The organism is Alcaligenes sp. SDU_A2 (genome assembly GCF_038237375.1).
Lineage (GTDB): Bacteria > Pseudomonadota > Gammaproteobacteria > Burkholderiales > Burkholderiaceae_B > Alcaligenes.
Genome location: NZ_CP151273.1, coordinates 1,240,744 through 1,264,627, shown reverse-complemented (window position 1 = coordinate 1,264,627; position 23,884 = coordinate 1,240,744). Strand labels below are relative to the sequence as shown.

The following is a 23,884-nucleotide window of genomic DNA, read 5'->3' as shown; positions in this document are numbered from 1 at the left end:
CACGGTTAAAAAAACACGGTCACGCATCGGCCATCTGCATGGCGGCGTCTACATCTACTGCCACAATACGCGAAACACCCTGCTCCTGCATGGTGACGCCTACCAACTGTTTAGCCATTTGCATGGCAATTTTATTGTGGGAAATGAATAAAAACTGCGTTTGATCGCTCATGCTGGCCACCAGATTGGCATAACGCTCCGTATTGGCATCATCCAAGGGCGCATCCACCTCGTCCAGCAGACAAAACGGAGCCGGATTCAGTTTAAAGAAGGCAAACACCAACGCCGTCGCCGTCAAGGCTTTTTCGCCGCCCGACAGCAGATGAATCGTGCTGTTACGCTTACCCGGCGGCTGCGCCATGACCTGAACGCCGGCCTCCAGCACTTCATCGCCCACCAAGGTCAGTTTAGCCTCTCCACCACCGAACAAGCGCGGAAAAAGCTCGCCGAAATGTTGATTAACAATGTTGAACGTTTCCATCAGCAACTGACGCGTCTCGCGATCGATCTTGCGGATGGCATCTTCCAGCGTCTCAATGGCGTCACTTAAATCCTTGTGCTGGGCATCCAGGTAAGTCTTGCGTTCCTGGGCCGTACTTAATTCTTCGAGCGCGGCCAGATTCACGGGGCCCAAGGCCTCGATCTGGCGGGAAATGCGCTGCACCTCCGACTGCAACCAACCCGCACGCTGCCACTCCGGTGTTTTTTCCTGTAACAGAGCACGCAACTGAGCGCGATTGACCTGGCGCGCATCCAACTGCTCGGCAAATTGCTCTACCGCCAGACGTGAAGCCTGTTCCTGCAACTGCAACTCGGTCAGTTGTTCGCGCAGCGGCTGCAGCGTCTTTTCGATTTCTCCCCTGGCCTGTTCATTCTCGCGCAATTGCGCAGCAAGCGTATCCAGACTGATCTTGGCCAGACGCACGTTTTCCTCGCGCTCGGCACGTAGCTCCAGCGCTTCTTGCAATCCGGCTTGAGCCGCCGAGGCATCCAGCTCCAGCAACTCTCCCTGCAAACCCTGCAATTCACCGATGGCGCGCTGCGCCTGCTCCTGGGCCAAGGTCAGGTTGCGCTGCAATTCGGCCATGCGCTGCACCAGCGCCCGTTCGGCGAACTGGGCATCCTGCACGGCACGCTCACGGTCACGCAAGAGATTGCGGGCGCGCTCGGCCTGATCGGCCAAGGTTTCGCCCTCGATCTGCGCATCGGCAAAACGGGTCTGGTGCTCGGCCAACTCCTGATCCAATTCCTCGAAACGGGCTTCGGCCTCTTCCCGACTCGCCAGCAGTTGTTCGCGCTGAAAACGCAACTCGTCCAATTCTTCGCCAATGCGCCCGGCCCGTTCCTGAGATTGCTGCGCCTGCTGCGCCAGACGGGAATGCTCCAGCTGCACATCGTGCATGCGGCGCGTCAATTCGCCCACCCGCGCCCGGGCCGGAGCCAAACTGCCGCTGACCTGTTGCAGGACCGACTCCGCTCGCGCACTGGCTCCGGTCAACTCGTCCACAATCAACTGTGAAGCTTTAACCTCGCGCTCCAGACGGGCTATCTCTTGCTGCCGTGCCAACATCCCCGCCTGCTCGGAATCGGGCGCGTAGAAACGAATGCTGTGGCGATCAACCACATGCCCCTCGCGCACCACGATCAAGGCCTGCTGGGGCAGGCTATCCCGCACAGCCAGGGCCTGCTTTAAATCCGTGCCTATGTACACATGCCGCAGCCAGTCATGCATTAGAGCGCTCAGTTCTGGCTGGGACAAGCGCAGCACCGATGCCAACAAGGGAAGCTGGAAACCATCGCCAGGCTGGGCACATGCTGGAGGCAGCTGGTAGAAAGCCAGGCGCGCCGGCGGCGCATCAGCGCCAAAAGCAGCCGATATGTCCAGACGACGCAGCTCCAACGCCGTCATGCGTTCACGCAAGACGGACTCCAAAGCGGTTTCCCACCCTTTCTCCACGTCCAGGCTTTGCCAGAGCCGCTTCATGCTGTCCAGCCCGTGCTTAGCCAGCCAAGGCTCCAAGGTACCCTTGCGGGCAACGTCCTCTTGCAGGCGGCTTAACGCTTGCAGGCGAGCTTCCAGGCGAGACAATTCCTGCCCCCCCTGAATCGCCTGCTGCTGGGCATGCTTGCGCTCACTTTCCAGCTCAGGCACTTGCGCCTCCAGCTGCTGCATATGCTCCTGGGCCTGGGTCAGTTGCGCCTGCAACATATTCAGTTCGCCCTGCAAACGCTCCAGATTATCCGGGTCCGGTGCATTCAGTTGGCGCGACTCCTGAATCAGGCGTTCGTGCCGCACATCCAGCCCCTGTATCTGCCTGTCCGCATCACGCTGGGACTGGGCCGCCAGCGCCAGATTCTGCTCCACGCGGGCCAAGGCCATCCGCATCTCGTCGCGCTGACGCGCTTGATCGCGCACGCGCAGCTCCAGATCCGGCAAGCTATCCTGGGCCTGATCGGCCAGCATCTGCTGTTCCTCGACCCGCACCGCCGCCTCTTCGCGCTGCTCTTCACTGATTGCCAGCTCTTCCTGACAATGCGCCTGCTGCTCCTGCCAGTCGCGCTGCTGTTGTTCGAGCTGTTCGCGACGCTGCGTCATGCGATTGCGCGAATCGAGCACATGGCGAATTTCCGCTTCCAGGCTGGATACCTGTGAGCCGGCTTCATATAGCTGCGCCTGCGCGGCATGCAGCGTATCGCCCGCCTGCAAGTGCGCCTGGCGCTGAGACTCCAACGAAGATTCCGTATGCCGCAGACCGGCCATGGCTTCTTCCAACCGCGTCTGCGCTTGTTCAATAGCCAGAAAACGCGTTTTCTGATCGCCCTGAGCGTTGGCCTCCTTCACCAGCCATAGCAGGTTTTGCTTCAGCTCCCCTTCCTGCTGCAGATCGCGGTACTGGCGGGCTACGTGCGCCTGGGCCTGCAATTTTTCCAGTTGCGCATCCAGTTCGCGCTGAATATCCTCGACACGCAGCAAGTTTTCCCGCGTGTCTTTCAAGCGGTTTTCGGTTTCGCGGCGGCGCTCTTTATAACGCGAAACCCCGGCGGCTTCTTCCAGAAAGACACGCAGCTCTTCGGGTTTGGCCTCGATCAGGCGATTGATCATCCCTTGGCCGATGATGGCGTAGCCACGGGCTCCCAGGCCTGTACCCAGAAAGATGTCATGAATATCGCGCCGGCGTACCGCCTGATTGTTAATGAAATAACTGCTGGTGCCATCGCGGGTCAGGACGCGCCGCACGGAAATCTCGGCGTAGGTGCTCCATTGGCCGGACGCGCGCCCTTCGCCATTGTCGAACACCAGTTCCACCGAAGCGCGACCCGCTGGCTTGCGCTGCCCGGAACCATTAAAAATCACGTCCTGCATGGACTCGCCGCGCAGCTCGGAGGCCTTGCTCTCGCCCAGCACCCAACGCACGGCATCGATAATATTGGATTTGCCGCAGCCATTGGGCCCCACCACACCCACCAATTGGCTGGGCGTGGGGATGGAAGTCGGGTCCACAAACGACTTGAAACCGGCGAGTTTGATCTGGGTTAAACGCACAAGGTAAGGATCAGCTAGATAGGGTCCAGTTCGGGCGGGCGTGAAAACAATACGGCATGGCCGAACGCCGCGCCACGTATGATACCGCAGCGCCTGCTCCGGACAGCCAGACAGGACAAAAAACTATTGAGCGGCAATTATTGGTCGCTTGCTCTATCAGGCGGTAAACTTAGCAACTTACTTTGATCCGTGTCTCGCCGTCGTCGTCATCGCCCGGCCAGAGCAGACACACGCATTCGAGACACATTTTGAATAAAGGATTCTATCTGGTCATGGCCGCGCAGGCCTTGTCGTCCATCGCGGACAATGCCCTGCTGATCGCCGCTATTGCCCTGATCGTCGACCTTCAGGGGCCTGCCTGGATGGCCCCCATGATGAAATGGTGGTTTGCCCTTTCCTATGTGGTCCTGGCCGCCTTCGTCGGTGCCTTTGCCGACTCTTTCCCCAAGGGCCGGGTCATGTTCGCCACCAATGCCATCAAGCTGATCGGTTGCCTGATGATGTTCTGCCACCAGTATTTCGGCATGAGCGATGCCCAGCAACTGGTCCTGGTTTTTGTGTCCTACACACTGGTGGGCGTAGGAGCCGCCGCCTATTCGCCGGCCAAATACGGCATCGTCACGGAAATGCTCAAGCCCGAGCTGCTGGTCAAAGGCAATAGCTGGATCGAAGGCCTGACCGTGCTGTCCATTATTGCCGGCACCGTACTGGGCGGTGTGCTCATCAGCCCGCATGTAGCCGCCGTGCTGGCCGAACACCCACTCATCGCCCCCCTGGCAAAAACGCGCACCGAAGTCGCCATTTTACTGATTTCCCTGATCTACCTGCTGGCTGCGCTGTGCAATCTGCTGATTCCCCGCACCAACATCCACTATCCTCCCCAACAGCGGCACCCGCTCAAGCTGCTCAAGGAGTTTCGTAACTACGTCTGCATTCTGTGGCAGGACAAGTTGGGGCAAATATCTCTGGCCGTCACCACCTTGTTCTGGGGGGCAGGTGCCACCTTGCAGTTCATTGTCATCGAGTGGGGAGCACAGCACCTGGGCTACCGCCTGGACCAGGCCTCTATCCTGATGGGCGTCGCCGCCTTGGGCACGGTATTTGGCGCGGTTTTCGCCGCCCGCGTGCCCCTGAAGAAATCGTTACGGGTTCTGCCCGTAGGCGTATTGATGGGGCTGATCGTGCTGCTGATGCCCTTTGTGTACGAAAAATGGGCGGTCTATGTCCTGCTGATGAGCATAGGAGGACTATCGGGCTTTTTTGTGGTGCCCATGAATGCCCTGTTGCAGCACCGCGGTCACGTACTGCTATCGGCCGGCCACTCTATCGCGGTACAGAACTTCAACGAGCAACTTAACATTCTGTTCATGCTGGCGTTCTACAGCCTGCTGCTGTGGCTGGGGCTGCCGATCAACTACATCATCGTGCTGTTCGGCCTGCTGGTGGCCTGCCTGATGACGGTATTTATTATGTGGAAAAACGCCAATATGCGCGCGCAACCACAACTGGAAGCCAGCATAGGCCAAGAAGGCCACGGCCAGGCTCTGGCCTCGCACTGACAATTAGGGGGCGGGCTGCGCCCCTGCTTTGCATTAGCCCTGGGCCTGCAAACGGCCCAGCAGCACCAGATCGCGCCAGGCATTGGCCTTATGTTGCGGACGCAACAGCAAAGACGCCGGATGATACGTCACCAGCAAAGGCAATTCGCGCCCCAAGGCATCGGTATACGACAAGGTCTGGCCACGCAAGACTTCCAGATCGTCCGAACGGCCGCTTAAAGCGGCTGCCGCCAGATTGCCCACCGCCAGCAGACGGCGCGGCTGTACCAAGCGGATCTGGGCATCCAGAAAAGCCCGGCAGGCCGCCATTTCTTCCAAGGTAGGCGGTCGATTGCCCAAGGGGCGACACTTGACCAGATGGGACATATACACCGAGGCCTGCGGAATCACACTGGTCAGCATAGCCTGCAGCAACTGGCCTGCCTTACCGTCGAAAGGCTGACCACTGCGATCATCGCTTGCGCCGGGTGCTTCGCCAATAACCATCCAGTCCGGCTCAGGCGTGACACCGGCCCCGAACACCGTCAGCGCCCGACCCGTATACAGACCGCACTCCTGACACGCCTGAACCTGCTCCTGCAAAGACGACATGTCGACAGCCTGTTCGGGCTGAATCAGCACGGCCGGTCGCGTATTTTGAACAGGTTCGGCTGCCGACACCGTCTGTCGGCCCGGTTTGCGCAACAAGGCCAGGGCTTGATCGCGCGCCGTCATTGCACTGGACTGCTCGACAGATGGCGAGTCCGATGCCGACAATGACGACACGGCCTGCGCCGCACGCGCGGGGACGCTGTCCATGACAGGTGCCCCTTGTTCGGGCAAGGTCGGCCGCGCGCTTGGTTCCTGTGCCTGGGGCAGACGCGCCAGAAAGGAACGCTCCAGTCCCAGCTCCAAGAGCCAGGTTCGCTGCAAAAGCGACAAAGGCTCGAAAGCGCTCATGGTGCCACCTTAACCGGCACAACCAGACTCATCAGCACCGCATCTTCGCGTTGCCCATTGCCCAATGGGTAGTAGTTTTTACGCACGCCGTCCATTTGAAAACCCATGCTGCGATAGAACGCAATGGCACCGGCATTCGAGACCCGCACTTCCAGCACGATCCGATCCAGCCCCTGGCTACGTGTCCAGGCCAGACCATCGTCCAGCAACTGTCGGCCCACGCCCCGGCGCTGAGCCTGCACGCCGATCAGCAATAACTGCATGACATCGGGTGCCGCCAGCCAAACCGCAAATCCCTGCACGACGCCCTGACGATGCGCGACACGCGCGTAATAACCGGCACCAGCCAGACCGTCGGCAAAATTGCCACTTGTCCACGGATGTGTTTGCACCTGGCGCTCGATCTGCAAGACGGCATCCAAATGTTCGGCACGCATCGCTTCGATGATCAGAGGCTGGTCGCCCGCAGATGGATTGCCGCCGTGCCCTTGCTCCCGTTCGCTGATGGTGAAGGCGACTTTGTCGCGCACATATAGGGGCATGGCCAGCTCTGGCGGCACACCCAGACCACGATCCAGATCCTGTAAAGCCAGCCTAGCCACGCTTTGCGCCCCGGCGCGCACGGGCGGCCCAAGCAGCCAGCCTTTGGCATGAACTTGTTCGACAAGCGCAGGAAACGACAAGACAGCGTCGCCCAGCACCTGTATGCGCGGCTGCGACATACCTTGCGACCAGGACGCCGCCAAGCGATCTATCCAGTCGGCGATCCGTTCGGCATCCAGCAGCACAGGAGCCTGTGCCACGCGCCATCCCTGCCCCGGGGCCCAGGCATACACACCGGCATAGACTTCGCCCATGCGCGCATCCTGCACCACGACGTACAGCATATTGTCCTGCTCCTGCGCCCGCGCCGCCGCAGCCAGCAAGGACGATACCGGCAACACCGATAAACCGAGAGCAAAGGCCATTCCCTGCGCCACGCCACAAGCCACGCGCAGTCCCGTGAAACCGCCCGGCCCTTGCCCAAAGGCAATGGCCGTCAGGGCGCGGCGTTCCACCCCTGCCTGCGCCAGCAACTGATCCGCCATGGGCAATAAGCGTTCGGCATGGTCGCCCGTACCTTCGTGGGCAATTTCGCACACGCGTACACCATCTTGGGTACGCGACAACAGGGCCAGCTCGCAAAGGCTGGAGGAACTTTCCAGGGCAAGAATATGTGCATCCATCCTGGTATTTTAGTTTAAAAGACGGGTTGCGCAGGTCACTGACCGGAGCTCTTTCTCCAGCAGACAAAAAGGTCGTATCGCCGGTGAGCCAAACTGCGTTTTTTACCGCTAAACTAGCTTTGTCCGCTCCAGCCCACTCCCCTTTCGCCCTTTCTGAACGGAGGCTGTAAAAGCGCTAAAAGACGCGTAATTCGTACAAAAGACTTAATGTGTAATATTTTTCTACACCCCCCTGTACGCGCTTTCTGATGCCTGTTACATTTTCACCATGAACACGCAGACCCCCCCCCTCACCCGCAAAATCCTTGTCGTCGACGACGATCCCCGGCTGCGCGACCTGCTGCGCCGCTATCTGTCCGAACAAGGATTCAACGTCTTCGTCGCCGAAGACGGAAAGGAAATGTCCAAGCTCTGGCAACGCGAGCATTTCGATCTGCTGGTACTGGATCTGATGCTACCCGGCGAAGATGGCCTGTCCATCTGTCGCCGACTGCGTGGCGGGCACGACAATACGCCCATTATCATGCTAACCGCCAAGGCCGAAGAAATCGACCGCATCGTCGGTCTGGAAATGGGCGCGGACGACTATCTCATCAAACCCTTCAACCCTCGCGAATTGCTGGCGCGCGTCAATGCCATCCTGCGTCGCCGCGGCACCGAGGAACATCCGGGTGCCCCCAGCCAGGAAAACGAATCGATTGAGTTCGGCCCATATGTACTCAATCTGTCCACCCGCACCCTGACCCGCAACAACGAAGTCGTCCCCATCACGACAGGCGAGTTTTCGGTCCTCAAGGTATTTGCCCGCCATCCCAAAATCCCGCTGTCGCGCGACAAGCTGATGGAACTGGCCCGCGGCCGCGAATACGAAGCCTTCGATCGCAGCCTGGATGTGCAAATTTCCCGCTTGCGCAAACTGATCGAACCCAACGCGTCCAAGCCAGTCTTCATCCAAACGGTCTGGGGCCTGGGTTACGTTTTCGTTCCCGACGGCGGTAACTAGCCTTGTCCCCCGGACAGACGGCAGGGCGGTCCTCAGTGGCCGCCAAACGCCCCCCTTCCAAGCAATCACGTATCCGGCTGGGTTTATTCAGCCGGTCTTTTTTATTGCTGGCTGCCCTGATGCTGGTCAGCCTGGGGGCGTGGCTGCAGGTATTTTTCAGCATGGAAGAAGGCCCGCGCGCCGCCCAGATGGCACAACGCGTGGCTTCCGTGGTCAGCATTACCCGCTCGGCACTGGTCTATGCGCCACCGGCCGTGCGCCCTGCCCTGCTGCTGGATCTGGCCACCAAGGAAAGCCTGCGCGTGCAGCCACGGGAAACCACCGACGAACTGGAGCCCTTGCCCCGCTCCAACTACTGGCAGCATGTATCCACCGAGGTGCGCGGCGCGCTCGGCAGCCAGACCCTGGTCATGTGGTCCGTCAACAATGTACCCGGCGTATGGGTCTCCTTCGATATCAACGACGACCAGTACTGGCTGGTCTTTGATCGCGAACAGCTCAGCCTGACTGCCGGCATAGAATGGTTGGGTTGGGGAGCCACAGCATTGCTGCTGGCCTTGATCGGCGCGGCCGTCAGTGTGCGTTTCGTCAACCGCCCCCTGGCGCAACTGGCCAAGGTGGCTCAACAATTGGCACGCGGCGAAACTCCCAATACCCTGCCCGAAAAAGGGCCGGCTGAAATCCGCGACATGAATATCGCCTTTAACCGCATGGCACGCGATATCCGCCAGACAGAGGCCGACCGCGAAATCATGCTGGCTGGCATTTCGCACGATCTGCGCACGCCGCTGGCACGCATGCGCCTGGAAATCGAACTCAGTCAGGTGTCGGACGAAACACGCGCCGCCATCGACGAAGACCTGGCGCAGATCGACCACAGCATAGGCCAGTTGATGGAATACGCGCGTCCAGCGACCGCTGTGCCTGAACATGGCATCGATGTATCCGCCGTGCTCAACGACGTCTACGAACGCGAACGCACCCACACCGAAACGCTGGGCGGTATCCTGACTGCATCCATCGAGCCCAATCTTTACGCCCGCATCAGTGCCCATGATCTGAAGCGCATTGTCTCGAATCTGATCGAAAACGCGCGCCGCTATGGCCGCAGCCCGGAAGACGACCGCGCGCGCATCGAGCTATCCGCCCACCAGCAAGGCAACATCCTGGAAATCGCCGTCAAAGACCAGGGCATGGGGATCGCCCAAAACGATATCCAGCGTTTGCTGCGCCCCTTTTCCCGTGGAGTGTCCGCACGCACCGGCGTCAGTGGTGCCGGACTGGGGCTGGCCATCGTGGAGCGTCTGCTGGGCCAGGTGGGCGGCCACTTCGAGCTGATCAGCACCCCGTCCAACGGACTGACGGCGCGCATTCAGTTGCCGCGCATCCGTGCTGGTCGCAACAATGCGGCCCCTATCACCGACAAGGAAGGCTGACGCAGCGCTGCCTGCGTCAAGCCCTCAGCAGCAGGGCTACCGCCGTGACGGCAATGCCTTCCTGACGTCCGACAAAGCCCACTGATTCGTTTGTCTTGCCCTTGATATTCACGCAACCGTCCTCCAGCTCCAGATCGGCCTGTATATTGGCGACCATCGCCGGCGCATGCGGCGCAATCTTGGGTTTCTGGGCATGAATGGTGGCATCCACATTGCCGACCTTCCAACCGGCATGGCGCACCTGCTCGAAGGCATGGCGCAGCAAGACCCGGCTATCTGCTCCTTTATAGCGCGGGTCGGTATCCGGGAAGTGACGTCCGATATCGCCCAGGCCTGCGGCCCCCAGGATGGCATCGGTAATGGCATGCAGCAAGGCATCGGCATCCGAATGCCCCAGCAAACCGTGGGTATGAGGAATGGTGACCCCCCCCAGAATCAAAGGCCGGCCTTCACACAGCACATGCACATCAAAACCTTGTCCAACACGAAAGGGGATTGTCATAACCATTTTTCCATCAATTCAAAATCGTCGGGCCAGGTCACTTTAAAATTACGTGCCGAACCGTTTATCAATAAAGGCTGTTCGCCCGCCAGCTCCATGGCACTGGCCTCGTCGGTAACAGGCAGGCCGCGACTGCGGGCCTGCTCCAATGCCAGGCACAGCGCCTGGGCAGGGAACATCTGGGGCGTCTGCGCCAGCCACAGCCCTTCTCTGTCCACCGTGCCGGCCACCGCCGGGCAATCGTGCGCCACGCTGCGCTTGACAGTATCGGGCACCGGCACGGCAAGCAGGCCGCCTCGCCCTGACTGCAGGCACGTATCGATCAGGCGCGACAGCGCCTGAGCGGGCAGTCCGGGACGCGCCGCATCATGCACCAGCACCCATTGCCCGATCTGCGGTGTCAGATCCTGCAGAGCATTAAGGACCGTATCGGCACGCGTGGGACCGCCGCAAGGCAGACAGACCGTACGCGGCAGCCCCTGCAGAACCTGGCTGGCCCAGATATCGTCCGGCGCCACCGCCACACGCACCTGGGCAATCCGTTCATCGGCCAGCAAAGCCTGTACCGAACGGCGCAACATGGCCTGTCCGCCCAGCAGACGGTACTGCTTGGGCAGACCCTGCGCCTTCGTGGCAGAATCCAGGGCGCGCGAACCGATGCCGGCGGCCGGCACTATCGCAATCAAGGTAGTCTTCATAGGTGGGTGATTTTATAATGACAATCCTGATGGAAACCGAAAAACAGCATTCTCTGTCCCTGCCCAGCACCTCTCAGGTGCTGGCCGCCTTGCGTCCCGGCCAGCGCTATGTGCAAACCATGCCGCCCGGCTCGGGAGACGCTTGCCTGATTGCCGACCTGGCACGCCAGCATGGCGCACCGCTGGTCGTACTGTGCGCCGACCCGCTGGCCGCGCAGCGGCTGGCCGAAGAAATCCTGTTGTTTGCGCCCAAACTGCGCGTACGCCAATTGCCCGATTGGGAAACGCTGCCCTACGACAGCTTCTCACCCCATCAGGATCTGATTTCCGAGCGTCTGCGCACCTTACATGCCCTGATGATGCAGGATGTGGATGTGCTGACAGTCCCTGTCACCACCGCCCTGTACCGCCTGGCACCGCCCGCCTTTCTGGCCGCCTATACCTTCTCGTTCCGCCAGGGCGATGCCCTGGACGAAGCCAGCCTGCGCGCCCAACTGACGCTGGCCAACTACACCCACATGACGCAGGTTACCGCGCCCGGCGAATTCAGCATACGCGGCGGCCTGATCGACCTGTTTCCCATGGGCTCGGTCCTGCCCTACCGCCTGGATCTGTTCGACGACGAGATCGAAACCATACGCAGCTTCGATATCGATACTCAGCGCAGTCTGTATCCGGTCAAAGAAATCCAGCTCCTGCCAGGGCGGGAATTTCCCATGGACGAAGAAGCGCGCAACAATTTCCGGGCGCGCTTTCGCGAACAGTTTGAAGGCGACCCCTCGCGCGCGCTGCCCTACAAAGATGTGGGCAACGGCATTGCCTTTGCGGGCATCGAATACTATCTGCCACTGTTTTTCGAGCAAACGGCCACCTTGATGGACTATGTCCCCGAGGGTAGCCTGCTGATCACTCATGGCGATGCACAAACGGCCATTCAGCGTTTCCAGAGCGACACGCACAGCCGCTATGCCTTTCTGAAGAATGACCGTGAGCGTCCTATCCTGCCGCCTGCCAGCCTGTTTCTGTCGGACGAACAGTTCTTCAACCACATCAAGCCCTTCTCCCGGCTTAACTTGAGCAGTGCCGACGCAGCGCCCCATCCGGACTTCGAGCCGCTGCCTGTGGTCGCCGTGAACCGCCGTGCCGACGATCCGCTGGCCCAACTGCGCCGCGAAGTCCACGATCAGCGTCGCCGTACGGTACTGTGCGCCGATTCTGCAGGCCGACGCGAAACCTTGCTGCAGATGTTGCTGGAAAACGATCTGCGCCCCGACCCCGACTGCCAGAGTCTGGCCTCTTTCCTGGATTCAGACATCCCCTTCGCCCTGATCGTGGCCCCCTTGTTCCACGGCTTCGCCTTGGTGCATGGCGGTCTGAGCCTGCTGACCGAAAACGATCTGTACCCCACGCAGGCGCGCACCCAGCGCGGCCGTCGCCGCAACGAACGCAGCAGCGATGTAGAAGCCATGGTGCGGGATCTGTCGGAACTGCGCGCCGGCGATCCTGTCGTCCATGCCGAACACGGCATAGGCCGCTATTGCGGTCTGAAGGAAATGGACCTGGGCGAAGGCCCGGTCGAATTTCTGCATCTGGAATACGCCAAGGGCAGCACGCTGTACGTGCCCGTGGCGCAACTGCACCTGATTGCGCGTTACAGCGGTGCCGACCCCGAGCATGCGCCGCTGCATCAACTGGGATCGGGGCAATGGGACAAAGCCCGCCGCCGCGCCGCCAGACAGGCACGAGACAGCGCCGCCGAACTGCTGGCCCTGTACGCGCAACGGGCCGCCCGCCAAGGCTTTCAGTTCAAACTTCCCCTGAACGACTACCAGGCCTTCTCCGAAGGCTTCGGCTTTGAAGAAACGCCCGATCAGGCCGACGCCATCCAAGCCGTGGTTCAGGATATGACCTCGGGCCGACCGATGGACCGGCTGGTCTGCGGCGACGTAGGTTTTGGCAAAACCGAAGTCGCCTTGCGAGCCGCCTTCCTGGCCGTGGCCAACGGCAAGCAGGTCGCCCTGCTGTGCCCCACCACCTTGCTGGCCGAACAACACGCACAAACCTTTGCCGATCGCTTCGCCGACTGGCCGGTACGCGTGGCCGAACTTTCCCGCTTCCGTTCCAACAAAGAAACCCAGGCGGCCATTACCGGTCTGAGCGAGGGCAGCGTGGACATTGTCATCGGCACCCACAAAATCCTGTCCCCGGATGTCCGTTTCAAGCAGTTGGGCCTGGTCATCATCGACGAAGAACACCGCTTTGGCGTGCGCCAGAAAGAAGCACTGAAAGCCCTGCGCGCTGAAGTCGATATACTGACGCTGACCGCCACGCCCATTCCGCGCACCCTGGGCATGTCGTTGGAAGGCATACGCGACTTTTCCGTCATCGCCACTGCTCCCCAAAAGCGGCTGGCCATCAAAACCTTCGTGCGCCGCGAGGACGGCAGCACCATACGCGAAGCACTGCTGCGCGAGCTCAAACGCGGCGGTCAGGTCTATTTTCTGCATAACGAAGTAGAAACCATCCACAACCGACGCGCCCGGCTGGAAGAACTGGTTCCCGAAGCCAGCATCGCCGTGGCCCACGGTCAGATGCCCGAGCGCGAATTGGAAGCGGTCATGAAGGGCTTTTATCAGAAGCGCTACAACGTGCTGCTGTGCACCACCATCATCGAAACCGGCATCGACGTTCCCAGCGCCAACACCATTGTCATCCATCGCGCCGATCGTCTGGGCCTGGCCCAATTGCATCAGTTGCGCGGACGTGTGGGACGCTCCCATCACCAGGCTTATGCCTACCTGCTGACACCGGGCGAAGATGCCATCACCAGCAACGCCAAAAAGCGCCTGGAAGCGATTCAGGCCATGGAAGAGCTGGGTGCAGGCTTTTTCCTGGCCATGCACGATCTGGAAATCCGCGGTGCAGGCGAGGTGCTGGGCGAATCCCAATCGGGCGATATCCAGGAAGTGGGCTTTTCCATGTACTCGGACATGCTCAATACCGCCGTCAAGGCGCTCAAAGCCGGCGAGGAGCCCGATCTGGATTCTCCTTTCGCCCTGCAGTGCGAGGTCAATCTACGTACTTCCGCCTTGCTGCCATCGAGCTACTGCCCCGACGTCAATGCGCGCCTGGGCCACTACAAAGCGCTATCGCACGCACGCAACGAAGAAGACTTGTTCAGCATCCAAGAAGAGCTCATCGACCGCTACGGCCCCTTGCCAGAGCCAGGCGAGCACTTGCTGGCCGTCCACCGGCTACGCATTCAGGCCGAGCCACTGGGCATTGTCAAAATCGATGCCAGCCAGGCCCAGGCCACCGTTCAATTTTCAAGCAAACCCAATGTGGACCCGGTCAGCATCATAGAATTGGTACAGAAAAACAAACAGGTACGGCTGGCTGGTCCCGACAAGCTGCGCATCGAAATCCGCGACGGCGAACTGGTCAAAAACCGTATCCAGGCCGTGCGAGGCGTGCTGGCCAGCCTGAAAAGGGAAAAATAAAACACTCTGGCCGCACACACCAACACCGCACCGACCGGATGGGCCACGCGCTCTACACCCTGTAGGCCCGGCTTGAGCACATCGCTGACCGGCACCCGCATCAATCGCTCGACCATCGGTTCAGGCCAAGGACAAAAAAACACCGCTAGCGCCAGTCTAGCGGTGTTTTTTTCCTCGAAATACAGCGACAGGCAGCTTACACGTCCTGGCGAAACCAATTCAGCACCGCATCCAAAGGCGAATGGTTCAAGGCAAAGCGGGCCTGCTCCTGCACGACCGGTTTAGCCCGGTACGCCACCGAATACCCTGCCTGGGCCATCATGGGCAAGTCATTGGCACCATCCCCGATAGCAATGCATTGCGCAGGCTCTGCACCCAGTTGGGCCGCCAATTCCTGCAAATACCGCGCTTTGGCCTGTCCGTCCACAATATCGCCCAGCACTTTGCCGGTCAACACGCCATCGACCACTTCCAGCGTATTGGAGTGAGCATAGTTCAGGCTAAGCCTGTCCTTCATCCGTTCTGTGAAAAAAGTAAAGCCACCAGACACCAACAGGGTCTGAACGCCATGCGCATGGGCTGTAGCCACCAGACGCTCGGCACCAGGATTGGGCTGCAGGCGCTCTTGATAGACACGGGTCAGATCACTGACAGACACCCCTTCCAGAAAGGCCACTCGACGAATCAGGCTTTCGGAAAAATCCTTGATTTCACCACGCATGGCCGCTTCGGTGATCGTCGCCACCTGCTCTTTGCGCCCCGCCATATCGGCAATCTCGTCAATGCATTCAATATTGATCAGCGTGGAGTCCATATCCATGGCTAACACACGCATATCCTTGAGACGATCTATCTGGTCCAAAAACGCAAGATCCATCTGGGCAGCCTGCGCCAAGACCCGAACCTGTGCGGCCTGTTCCTGATCGGCACCCAACAGGCGCACGGCAGTCGGTCCCAGCTCCTGCACACCGTCCGCCTGCACCAAAGCAGCTATTTTTTCTATGGTGGCGCGATCCAGGCGCGGCCCCTGAAGAATAAGATGAGACATCGGAACATCCACGAAACAAGAAAAACACGGCCCCTTAAAGGGTGCGTGACAAAGGCCGTATTGTATCGCGCCGGCCGCATGACCAGGCAGCCATTGCCGCTATCAAGGCCCCATACGCCTAGCCACCCCATTTGCAGCCGGCACACATCCTGATACGATGAAAAATCCCGTCAACTGAGGACCCTGTTATGTATGTATGGCCCAATAATGCATTGCTGGACTTGCTGAACATCGAACACCCTATTATCCAGTCCCCTATGGCGGGCGCTCAGGACAGTGAACTGCCCATCGCGGTCGCGCGCGCCGGAGGTCTGGGTTCGCTGCCCTGTGCCATGCTCGGCCTGGAACAAATACGGGAACAAACAAATCTGTTCCGCCAGGCCACAAGCAGACCTTTAAACCTGAACTTTTTCTGCCACCAGGAACTGCGCCTGGAACCTGAAGCCTTGCAGGAATGGCGGCTGCAGCTGATGCCTTACTATCAACAGTATGGTCTGGACCCCAATCAGGAACTGCCCAAGGCAGCGCGCGCGCCCTTCTCCCATGCCCACGCCGATCTGCTTGAAGAACTGCGCCCGGAAGTCGTCAGCTTTCACTTTGGGCTGCCTGCCGCAGAACTGGTCCAGCGAGTCAAAAAAATAGGCGCGTTGGTCATATCCAGCGCAACCACAGTGGCCGAAGCTGTCTGGCTGCAGGAACATGGTGCCGACATCATCATTGCCCAGGGCGCAGAGGCCGGCGGTCACCGTGGGCTATTTTTGGGCAAGAATGTGGCTACCCAGGTCGGCTCCCTGGCTCTGCTGCCGCAAATCGCTGATGCCGTGGATCGGCCTGTCGTGGCCGCCGGCGGGATCGCCGATGGGCGTGGCATCGCTGCGGCAATGGCGCTGGGTGCTTGCGCAACACAAATCGGCACGGCTTACCTGTTTTGCCCCGAAGCGAAAATCAGCGACCTGCACCGTCAAGCACTCAGCACTAGCGTCTCGGACAGCACTGCTATTACCAATCTGTTCACCGGCCGTCCGGCGCGCGGCATTCGCACCCGCCTAATGGACGAGATCGGCCCCCTGAATGCCAGTGCTCCTGTCTTTCCCCATGCCGGCTCGGCGCTCAGTCCGTTGCGCATCGAAGCGGAAAAGCAAGGCCGCAGCGACTTCACTTCGCTCTGGAGCGGGCAATCCGCCCCGCTGGGCCGCCGTCTGCCCGCCGAGCAGTTGACACTGGTATTGGCCCAAGAGGCCCAAGGTGTCTGCAAACGACTGGGGGTGGCCGGTGCTACGCATGCGCCCCTGGGTCAGACCTGATCCTCGTGGCCCTGCTAAGTCGCTCCGTCTACTTCTGAATGCTTATCGGAAGCACAAAAAAACCCGCCGTAGCGGGTTTTTTGCTATTGCCCAAGGCTATTCAAACTTGCCCTTGGGATGACGCATCAGATAGCGATAGACAAAGCCCGGATAAGCCAACACCAGAAATAGAGCAAAGGTAATGGTGTAAAACACCCAGGTCTGGCTGAACGGATTACCGATGCTGGCTTCAAATCCGAAGCCCAACGCACCCACTATCCCGTAAAAAGCACAGACCTCCAGCAGGCGGGAAAAAAAACTCTTGTGAGTCTTTTGCCCACGGGCGCGCCAGGCCGGAAAATAAAATACCGCGGCGGCCAAAGCCAAAACCAGCGCCACCTTGCCTAACAGCGCCGGCTTAGAGCTCAAAGCGGAAGAGTGGCCGATCACACTGTAGATACCCAGCCCCAGGGCCACGACCACAGCCAAATACGCCACGCCACCCAGAAGCTGCAACCAGGCCGGATGGGGAGCTTGCCCAGGTATGGACCAAGGTAGCACCAGCAAGGGCTTTTCCACAAAAAACGGCAGATTAGCCGTAATCAAGGCAAGTACAACCAATACCCAGATGGAAAGACTTTGGTCCATGATGCGCCTCTATCAGAATGTCAAGGAAGCCTGGATCACGCGGATGCAGGTATCCATCAGGCCACCAGGCAACAGACCCAGGCCGATGATCAACACGCCGTTAACCAGCATGACCGCTTTGGTCAGTACGCCGCTTGCCAAGGGCTGCTCTTCGCCTTCAGGCTCGTCGAAGTACGCTACTTTGACAACGCGCAGGTAATAGAAGGCACCGATCAGGGACATGATAACGGCGAATACGGCCAGCCAAATATATCCCGCGCCGATCACAGCCTGCAAAATGCTGAGCTTGGCGGCAAAGCCGGCCAACGGAGGAATACCGGCCAGCGAGAACATGGACAGCAGCCACACCAGAGCAAAGCCGGGGCTGCGACGGTTCAAGCCTTTCAGGTCATCGATATTTTCGCATTCAAAACCACGACGGCTCATCAGCAAGATCAGACCGAAGGTGCTGAGCGTGGTCAGGACATAGATCACGACGTAGAACAACGAAGCGCCGTAAGCCTGCATATGAGTCTGACCGTCGAACACACCGGCCAGCAGACCCAGCAAGATAAAGCCCATGTGCGAGATGGTGGAATACGCCAGCATCCGCTTGAGGTTCTTCTGCACGATGGCGGTCAGGTTACCCAAGGCCAGCGAAACAACGGCCAGCACCAGCAACATGGGCTGCCAATCCACGGCAATGCCGTGCAGGCCTTCGACCAGGAAGCGCAGGGTGATGGCAAAGGCAGCCAGCTTGGGTGCTGCGCCGATCACCAGGGTGACGATCGTTGGGGCACCTTGATAAACGTCGGGGGTCCACATATGGAAAGGCGCTGCCGTCAACTTGAAGGCCAGACCGGACACCACGAACACAACGCCAAACACCAGGGCCAGGCGCTCGGCCTTGCCGGCCGTGATGACTTCGGCAATACGCGGCAGCTCCAACTGGCCGGTAGCGCCGTAGATCATGGACATGCCGTACAGCAGAACCCCGGAAGCCAGCGCGCCCAGCACAAAGTACTTCATGGCTGCTTCAATGGACTGGCGATGTTCGCGACGCAGGGCCACCAAGGCATAAAGCGCAAAGGACATGAGTTCGACGCCCAGGTACACCGTCAGCATGCTGTTGGCCGAGATCATGAGCATCTGGCCCAGCAGGGCCATCAGCGTCAGCGTGTACAGCTCGCCGCCGCGATCGAGCATCGTGCGCTGCTCGGCATAGTCGCGGCCGTAAATAAGGGTGGCGGCCACGGCCACGCAGGACAGCAGTTTCAAGAAGTGGGACAGCTCGTCCACCACGTACAGGCCGCCGAAGGAGACCCCGCTCATGCCCTGCGACCATTGCCAGGCCACGCTCAGAGCCACCACCACCAGCGTACCCAGACTGAGTACGAACGTATTGTGACGCTGCTTGTGGGCGCTGAAAGAGTCAAAAATCAGCACACACGAAGCCAGCACCAGAAGCAGAATCTCGGGCAGTGCCAAAGAAAAATTGAAGGTAGTTTCCATTGTCTTTCGGCCTACAGTTTCGAGATGGACACGTGTTGCAGCAGCGCTTCAACCGAAACGTGCATGACATCGGTGAATGGTTTTGGATAAACACCCATACCCAACACAGCAATCGCCATTACGCCAAGAACGAAGAACTCGCGACCGCTCAGATCGCTCATGCCGGCGACGTTATCGTTGCCGACCGGGCCGAAGGCCACGCGCTTGAGCATCCACAGCGAATAGGACGCACCAGTGATCAAGGCCGTTGCGGTCAGCAGACCGATCCAGAAGTTGTACTCGACCGCGCCCATGATGACAGTGAACTCGCCGATGAAGCCACTGGTACCGGGCAGGCCGCTGTTGGCCATGGAAAACAGCACGAAAAAGGTCACGAAACGCGGCATCACGTGGACTACACCGCCGTAATCATCGATGCGACGCGAATGCAGTCGGTCATACAAGACGCCGATACAGAGGAACATGGCACCGGAGACGAAACCGTGCGAGATCATCTGCATGATCGCGCCTTCCATGCCCGTGGTGTTGAACACGAAAAAGCCCAGGGTGACAAAACCCATGTGGGCCACAGAGGAATAGGCCACCAGCTTTTTCATGTCGTCCTGGACAATGGCGACCAGGCCGATGTAGATCACGGCAACCAGCGACAAGGCGATGATGATGCCGGCCAGACCCTGGGACGCATCCGGAGCGATGGGCAGGGAGAAACGCAGGAAACCATAAGCACCCAGCTTGAGCATGATGGCGGCCAGCACCACGGAGCCGCCGGTCGGTGCCTCCACGTGTGCATCGGGCAACCAGGTATGCACAGGCCACATAGGCACTTTCACGGCAAAAGCCATGAACAAAGCAGCAAAGATCAACACCTGGGCGGTATAGCCCAGCTTGGTGTCATGCCAGCTCAGGATGTCGAACGAACCGCCCGATGCATTCCACAGGTAGATGAATGCAACCAGGGTCAGCAAGGAGCCGAACAAGGTGTACAGAAAGAACTTGAAGGCGGCATACACGCGGTTCGGACCGCCCCACACGCCGATGATCAGATACATCGGGATCAGGGTGGCCTCGAAAAACACGTAGAACAGCAGGCCGTCCAGCGCAGCGAATACGCCTACCATCAAGCCCGACAGGATCAGGAAGGCACCCATGTACTGGGCAACACGACTGGTAATGACTTGCCAGCCGGCCAGCACCACGATCACCGTGATGAAGGCCGTCAGCAGCACGAACCACATCGAAATGCCGTCCACGCCCAAGTGGTAGTTAATCTTGAAGGCATCGATCCAGGGAGCCAGCTCGACAAACTGCATGTCGGCTGTGCCCGGATTAAAGCCGGTATACAAGGGAATGGTGACAATGAGGCCGGCAATCGAGCCCAGCAGCGCCAGCCAGCGGGTGAACTCGGGGCGGTCATCGCGCCCCAAAGCCAGCACCAGCAGACCGGCGACGATAGGTACGAAAATCGCCAGCGTTAACCAAGGAAGAGTAGAAGACGCCATATCGCTAGCCATTTACCGAACCGTCAGTACAAAAAAGGTTAAGAGCGCCAAGATGCCCAGAATCATGGCAAAGGCGTAATGGTAGACATAACCCGACTGCAGGTGACGGGTGACTGCAGCCACCCAGCCCACCACGCGGGCACTACCATTGACCAGCAGGCCGTCGATCAGACCGCGGTCGCCGCCCTTCCACAAGCCAGTACCCAGGCAGCGAACGCCGCGAGCCAGCACTTGTTCGTTGAACCAGTCAACGTAGTACTTGTTCTCCAGGATACGGTAGATGAAGGAGCAATTTTTCTTGATGGCGGCAGGCAGGGCCGGATTGACCAGGTACATATACCAGGCCACGACGGCGCCGGCCACGACCAGCCAGAACGGTACGGTAACAAAGCCGTGCAAGGCATAGGCCATCCAGTCTGTCCAGTGGTGCTCCAGCGTTGCCATTGCAGGGTGCTCGGGCAGAACCCTGACGATACCGTCAAAGAAAGAGCCGAACAGCAGCGGATCGACAAACCAGATACCGGCAAAAATGGATGGAATAGCCAGCAAGACCAGCGGCAAAGTCACGACCCAAGGGGATTCGTGCGGATCGCCGCCATGGGCATGATGATCGTCGTGCGCGTGATGATCGTCGTGTTTGACGTCACGGAAGCGTTCCTTGCCGTGAAAGACCAGGAAATACAGACGGAAGGAGTACAGCGAGGTAACGAACACACCGATCAGCGTTGCGTAGTACGCATAGCTGGAACCCCAGATGTCCGCGGCACCGGCCGCTTCGATGATGTGCTCTTTCGAGTAGAAACCCGAGAAGAAAGGCGTGCCGACCAGAGCCAGGGTGCCGATCAGGAAGGTGATCCAGGTGATGGGCATGTACTTGCGCAGGCCGCCCATATTGCGGATGTCCTGATCGTGGTGCATGCCGATGATGACCGAACCTGCGCCCAGGAACAGCAGCGCCTTGAAGAAAGCGTGCGTCATCAGGTGGAACACGGCGCCGGTGTAGGCGGATGCGCCCAACGCGACGGTCATGTAGCCCAGCTGGGACAGCGTGGAATAGGCCACAACGCGCTTGACGTCGTTCTGGATAATGCCCAGCAGGCCCAGAAACAAAGCGCCTGTGGCACCGATCACGATGATGAAAGACAGCGCGGTGGTCGACTGCTCGAACACAGGCGAAAAGCGGGCCACCATGAAGATACCCGCCGTCACCATGGTCGCAGCGTGGATCAGGGCGGAGATCGGGGTAGGACCTTCCATGGAATCGGGCAGCCAGCTATGCAGCGGCACCTGAGCCGATTTACCCATGGCACCAACGAACAAGGCCAGCGCGGCGACGGTCAGCAACTGCCAGTCCGTGCCGGGGAAGGTCATGGTGCTCAGTTCCTGCACCTTGGCGAACACGTCGCTGTAGTTCATGGAACCGGTGTAGGCATACAACAGGCCGATACCCAGAGCAAAACCGAAGTCGCCCACGCGGTTGACCAGGAAGGCCTTCATATTGGCGAAGATGGCGGTCTTGCGCTCGTACCAGAAGCCGATCAGCAGGTAAGAAACCAGACCCACTGCTTCCCAGCCAAAGAACAACTGGAGCATGTTGTTGGACATGACCAGCATCAGCATGGAGAAGGTAAACAGCGAAATGTAGGAGAAGAAACGCTGATAGCCCGGATCATCCTTCATGTAGCCGATGGTGTAGATATGCACCATCAGAGATACAGAAGTAACCACCACCATCATCAGGGCGGTCAACTGATCGATCAGAAAGCCGATGTCCCACTGAATGCTGCCTATGGTGATCCAGGTATAGACCGGACCGTTGAAGGTCTGGCCATCGAGCACCTGCAGCAATACGGTGACGGAACCGATGAAGGAGATCAGCACACCGGCGATGGTGATCAGATGCGCGCCGGTCCGGCCGATAAGCCGACCCAGAAAGCCGGTGCCGAACAGACCGGCCAGCGCGGCCCCCACCAGGGGAGCAAGCGCAATGGTTAAGTAAAGATTTATGGAGTTCATTGTTGTGCTATCCCATCAACCCTTGAGCTGGTCGAGATCATCGACATTGATCGAATTCAGATTGCGGAACAGCAATACGAGAATTGCGAGACCAATCGCCGCCTCGGCCGCTGCGACCGTAAGGACGAAGAAGACGAACACCTGACCGGCCGCATCCCCCATCCATGTGGAGAAAGCGACAAAGTTCATGTTGGCCGACAGCAGAATCAATTCCACCGACATCAGCAAGATGATCAGGTTACGGCGATTCAGGAAAAAGCCGAACAGGCCTACCGTGAACAGCACGGCGCTCAGGACGAGATAGTGCGCAAGCGACAGCGTCATCATCATTTGTCTCCCGAAACGACGGCGTCAGCCGAACTGGATACCGACGGCTTTTCGGTTTGAGAAGGTATGGAGACCATGCGCAGGCGATCCTGGGCGCGGACCTTGACCTGCTGGCCAGACACGGTGCGCTTGACGCCTTCGCGCTTGCGCAGCGTCAGGGCAATGGCCGAGACCATGCCCACCAGCAGCACGATGCCGCCGACAAGAACAGCCAGGACGTACTGCGAGTACATCAGTTCGCCGATCACCTGGGTATTGTTGTAGTCATCCGGCATGACGGCAGCCGGGCCGGTATTGAGCCACAACTGGGTCAGGACAAAGCCCATTTCCAGAACCATGATGGCCCCGATCAGCAAACCCAGAGGAATGTAGGCCTTGAACTTGGAGCCACCCGCTTCCTGGCGCACATCCAACATCATGATGACGAACAGGAACATGACCATGACGGCACCCACATACACCACCACCAGCAGCAGCGACAGGAACTCGGCTCCCATCAGCATCCACAGCATGGCGGCCGTGAAGAAAACCAGGATCAGGTGCAGCACGGCTGTGACCGGGTTGCTGGCGGAAATGACGCGGAACGCGGCCACCACCAGCACCAGCGCCAGCACATAGAACAGAACAGTAGTAAATAACATATATGTAAAGCTCCGGCCTTAGCGATAAGGTGCATCTGCGGCGCGACGACGAGCGATTTCGTCCTCGTAGCGATCGCCAATGGCCAGCAGCATATCCTTGGTGTAGTACAGGTCGCCCCGCTTCTCGCCGTGGTACTCGTGAATATGCGTTTCCACGATCGAATCGACCGGGCAGCTTTCTTCACAGAAACCACAGAAAATGCACTTGGCCAGATCGATGTCGTAGCGCGTGGTACGGCGCGTGCCGTCCTCGCGCTCGGCGGACTCGATGGAAATGGCCATGGCCGGGCACACGGCTTCGCACAGCTTGCAGGCGATGCAGCGTTCTTCGCCGTTTTCGTAGCGACGCAGTGCATGCAAACCACGGAACCGAGGCGAAGTCGGCGTCTTTTCCAGCGGATAACGCAACGTGACCTTGCGTTTGAAGAAGTACTTGCCGGTCAGGCGCATGCCCTTGAGCATTTCGGACAGCATCAGGCTGCCAAAGAAATCTTTGATTGCTTCCATAATCTTGCCCCTTTGAC

The 23,884-nt window shown here is 59.3% G+C and carries 18 protein-coding genes and 1 pseudogene; 5 read left to right on the top strand and 14 right to left on the bottom strand.

Annotated elements, in window-relative coordinates; translation table 11 throughout:
* Positions 1 to 19 precede the first annotated feature (19 nt).
* On the bottom strand, positions 20 to 3,544 hold the full coding sequence (gene smc / locus AADW57_RS05910; RefSeq protein WP_341669122.1) for a chromosome segregation protein SMC: 3,525 nt from the start codon (positions 3,542 to 3,544) through the stop codon (positions 20 to 22).
* Between the two features lie 248 nt (positions 3,545 to 3,792).
* On the opposite strand from smc, the gene lplT reads away from it, so the two are divergent.
* Positions 3,793 to 5,103, top strand: coding sequence for a lysophospholipid transporter LplT (gene lplT / locus AADW57_RS05905; RefSeq protein ID WP_341669121.1), 1,311 nt, complete (start codon positions 3,793 to 3,795; stop codon positions 5,101 to 5,103).
* A gap of 33 nt (positions 5,104 to 5,136) precedes the next feature.
* Here the strand turns inward: lplT and AADW57_RS05900 are convergent, their stop codons facing one another.
* Positions 5,137 to 6,042, bottom strand: coding sequence for a uracil-DNA glycosylase (locus AADW57_RS05900; protein ID WP_341669120.1), 906 nt, complete (start codon positions 6,040 to 6,042; stop codon positions 5,137 to 5,139).
* A complete protein-coding gene (gene tsaB, locus AADW57_RS05895; protein WP_341669119.1) occupies positions 6,039 to 7,268 on the bottom strand; it encodes a tRNA (adenosine(37)-N6)-threonylcarbamoyltransferase complex dimerization subunit type 1 TsaB in 1,230 nt (409 codons plus the stop codon). Before tsaB ends, AADW57_RS05900 begins: the two co-directional genes overlap by 4 nt.
* A gap of 268 nt (positions 7,269 to 7,536) precedes the next feature.
* On the opposite strand from tsaB, the gene ompR reads away from it, so the two are divergent.
* Positions 7,537 to 8,271 (top strand): osmolarity response regulator transcription factor OmpR, encoded by a 735-nt coding sequence (gene ompR, locus AADW57_RS05890; RefSeq protein WP_341669118.1) that lies wholly within the window; start codon positions 7,537 to 7,539, stop codon positions 8,269 to 8,271.
* Positions 8,272 to 8,306: 35 nt separating this feature from the next.
* Positions 8,307 to 9,707, top strand: coding sequence for an ATP-binding protein (locus tag AADW57_RS05885; RefSeq protein ID WP_341669117.1), 1,401 nt, complete (start codon positions 8,307 to 8,309; stop codon positions 9,705 to 9,707).
* Positions 9,708 to 9,723: 16 nt separating this feature from the next.
* Here the strand turns inward: AADW57_RS05885 and ispF are convergent, their stop codons facing one another.
* Both ispF and ispD read right to left on the bottom strand, forming a co-directional pair.
* Positions 9,724 to 10,209 carry a 2-C-methyl-D-erythritol 2,4-cyclodiphosphate synthase gene (gene ispF / locus AADW57_RS05880; protein WP_341669116.1) on the bottom strand — a complete coding sequence of 162 codons (486 nt, stop codon included), beginning with the start codon at positions 10,207 to 10,209 and terminating at the stop codon, positions 9,724 to 9,726.
* Positions 10,206 to 10,907: a 2-C-methyl-D-erythritol 4-phosphate cytidylyltransferase gene (gene ispD, locus AADW57_RS05875; RefSeq protein WP_341669115.1), complete on the bottom strand. Its 702-nt coding sequence runs from the start codon at positions 10,905 to 10,907 to the stop codon at positions 10,206 to 10,208. The genes ispF and ispD overlap by 4 nt, the downstream gene beginning before the upstream one ends.
* Before the next feature lie 29 nt (positions 10,908 to 10,936).
* Between ispD and mfd the strand changes: the two genes are divergently transcribed.
* Positions 10,937 to 14,407: a transcription-repair coupling factor gene (gene mfd / locus AADW57_RS05870; RefSeq protein WP_445819197.1), complete on the top strand. Its 3,471-nt coding sequence runs from the start codon at positions 10,937 to 10,939 to the stop codon at positions 14,405 to 14,407.
* A 196-nt stretch (positions 14,408 to 14,603) separates the two neighbouring features.
* Here the strand turns inward: mfd and serB are convergent, their stop codons facing one another.
* Positions 14,604 to 15,455: a phosphoserine phosphatase SerB gene (serB, locus tag AADW57_RS05865; protein ID WP_341669113.1), complete on the bottom strand. Its 852-nt coding sequence runs from the start codon at positions 15,453 to 15,455 to the stop codon at positions 14,604 to 14,606.
* A gap of 188 nt (positions 15,456 to 15,643) precedes the next feature.
* On the opposite strand from serB, the gene AADW57_RS05860 reads away from it, so the two are divergent.
* Positions 15,644 to 16,759: an NAD(P)H-dependent flavin oxidoreductase gene (locus tag AADW57_RS05860; RefSeq protein ID WP_341669112.1), complete on the top strand. Its 1,116-nt coding sequence runs from the start codon at positions 15,644 to 15,646 to the stop codon at positions 16,757 to 16,759.
* A gap of 96 nt (positions 16,760 to 16,855) precedes the next feature.
* Here AADW57_RS05860 and AADW57_RS16765 read toward each other — a convergent pair whose 3' ends face one another.
* From AADW57_RS16765 to nuoI, 8 genes and pseudogenes are all read right to left on the bottom strand, one after another.
* A complete protein-coding gene (locus AADW57_RS16765) occupies positions 16,856 to 17,167 on the bottom strand; it encodes a DUF2818 family protein (protein ID WP_445819196.1) in 312 nt (103 codons plus the stop codon).
* Between the two features lie 123 nt (positions 17,168 to 17,290).
* Positions 17,291 to 17,386 (bottom strand): annotated as a pseudogene (locus tag AADW57_RS16760) (DUF2818 family protein); the annotation flags it as partial.
* Positions 17,387 to 17,398: 12 nt separating this feature from the next.
* Positions 17,399 to 18,877 (bottom strand): NADH-quinone oxidoreductase subunit NuoN, encoded by a 1,479-nt coding sequence (gene nuoN / locus AADW57_RS05850; RefSeq protein ID WP_341669110.1) that lies wholly within the window; start codon positions 18,875 to 18,877, stop codon positions 17,399 to 17,401.
* 11 nt (positions 18,878 to 18,888) lie between these two features.
* Positions 18,889 to 20,376, bottom strand: a complete 1,488-nt coding sequence (locus AADW57_RS05845) for an NADH-quinone oxidoreductase subunit M (RefSeq protein ID WP_341669109.1) — start codon at positions 20,374 to 20,376, stop codon at positions 18,889 to 18,891.
* A 12-nt stretch (positions 20,377 to 20,388) separates the two neighbouring features.
* Positions 20,389 to 22,392, bottom strand: a complete 2,004-nt coding sequence (gene nuoL / locus AADW57_RS05840; protein WP_341669108.1) for an NADH-quinone oxidoreductase subunit L — start codon at positions 22,390 to 22,392, stop codon at positions 20,389 to 20,391.
* Positions 22,393 to 22,407: 15 nt separating this feature from the next.
* Entirely contained in the window at positions 22,408 to 22,716 is a 309-nt protein-coding gene (nuoK, locus tag AADW57_RS05835) for an NADH-quinone oxidoreductase subunit NuoK (RefSeq protein WP_341669664.1), read from the bottom strand.
* Between the two features lie 2 nt (positions 22,717 to 22,718).
* Complete coding sequence (locus tag AADW57_RS05830) at positions 22,719 to 23,360, bottom strand: NADH-quinone oxidoreductase subunit J (protein WP_341669107.1); 642 nt, start codon at positions 23,358 to 23,360, stop codon at positions 22,719 to 22,721.
* A gap of 18 nt (positions 23,361 to 23,378) precedes the next feature.
* Positions 23,379 to 23,867, bottom strand: coding sequence for an NADH-quinone oxidoreductase subunit NuoI (nuoI, locus tag AADW57_RS05825; RefSeq protein ID WP_341669106.1), 489 nt, complete (start codon positions 23,865 to 23,867; stop codon positions 23,379 to 23,381).
* Positions 23,868 to 23,884: the final 17 nt, after the last annotated feature.

Coding starts and splice junctions, on each gene's coding strand:
- AADW57_RS05900 (WP_341669120.1), bottom strand. CDS start 6,042: ATGAGCGCTTTCGAGCCTTTGTCGCTTTTGCAGCGAACCTGGCTCTTG.
- tsaB (WP_341669119.1), bottom strand. CDS start 7,268: ATGGATGCACATATTCTTGCCCTGGAAAGTTCCTCCAGCCTTTGCGAG.
- ompR (WP_341669118.1), top strand. CDS start 7,537: ATGAACACGCAGACCCCCCCCCTCACCCGCAAAATCCTTGTCGTCGAC.
- ispF (WP_341669116.1), bottom strand. CDS start 10,209: ATGACAATCCCCTTTCGTGTTGGACAAGGTTTTGATGTGCATGTGCTG.
- ispD (WP_341669115.1), bottom strand. CDS start 10,907: ATGAAGACTACCTTGATTGCGATAGTGCCGGCCGCCGGCATCGGTTCG.
- mfd (WP_445819197.1), top strand. CDS start 10,937: ATGGAAACCGAAAAACAGCATTCTCTGTCCCTGCCCAGCACCTCTCAG.
- serB (WP_341669113.1), bottom strand. CDS start 15,455: ATGTCTCATCTTATTCTTCAGGGGCCGCGCCTGGATCGCGCCACCATA.
- AADW57_RS05860 (WP_341669112.1), top strand. CDS start 15,644: ATGTATGTATGGCCCAATAATGCATTGCTGGACTTGCTGAACATCGAA.
- nuoN (WP_341669110.1), bottom strand. CDS start 18,877: ATGGAAACTACCTTCAATTTTTCTTTGGCACTGCCCGAGATTCTGCTT.
- AADW57_RS05845 (WP_341669109.1), bottom strand. CDS start 20,376: ATGGCGTCTTCTACTCTTCCTTGGTTAACGCTGGCGATTTTCGTACCT.
- nuoL (WP_341669108.1), bottom strand. CDS start 22,392: ATGAACTCCATAAATCTTTACTTAACCATTGCGCTTGCTCCCCTGGTG.
- nuoK (WP_341669664.1), bottom strand. CDS start 22,716: ATGACGCTGTCGCTTGCGCACTATCTCGTCCTGAGCGCCGTGCTGTTC.
- AADW57_RS05830 (WP_341669107.1), bottom strand. CDS start 23,360: ATGTTATTTACTACTGTTCTGTTCTATGTGCTGGCGCTGGTGCTGGTG.
- nuoI (WP_341669106.1), bottom strand. CDS start 23,867: ATGGAAGCAATCAAAGATTTCTTTGGCAGCCTGATGCTGTCCGAAATG.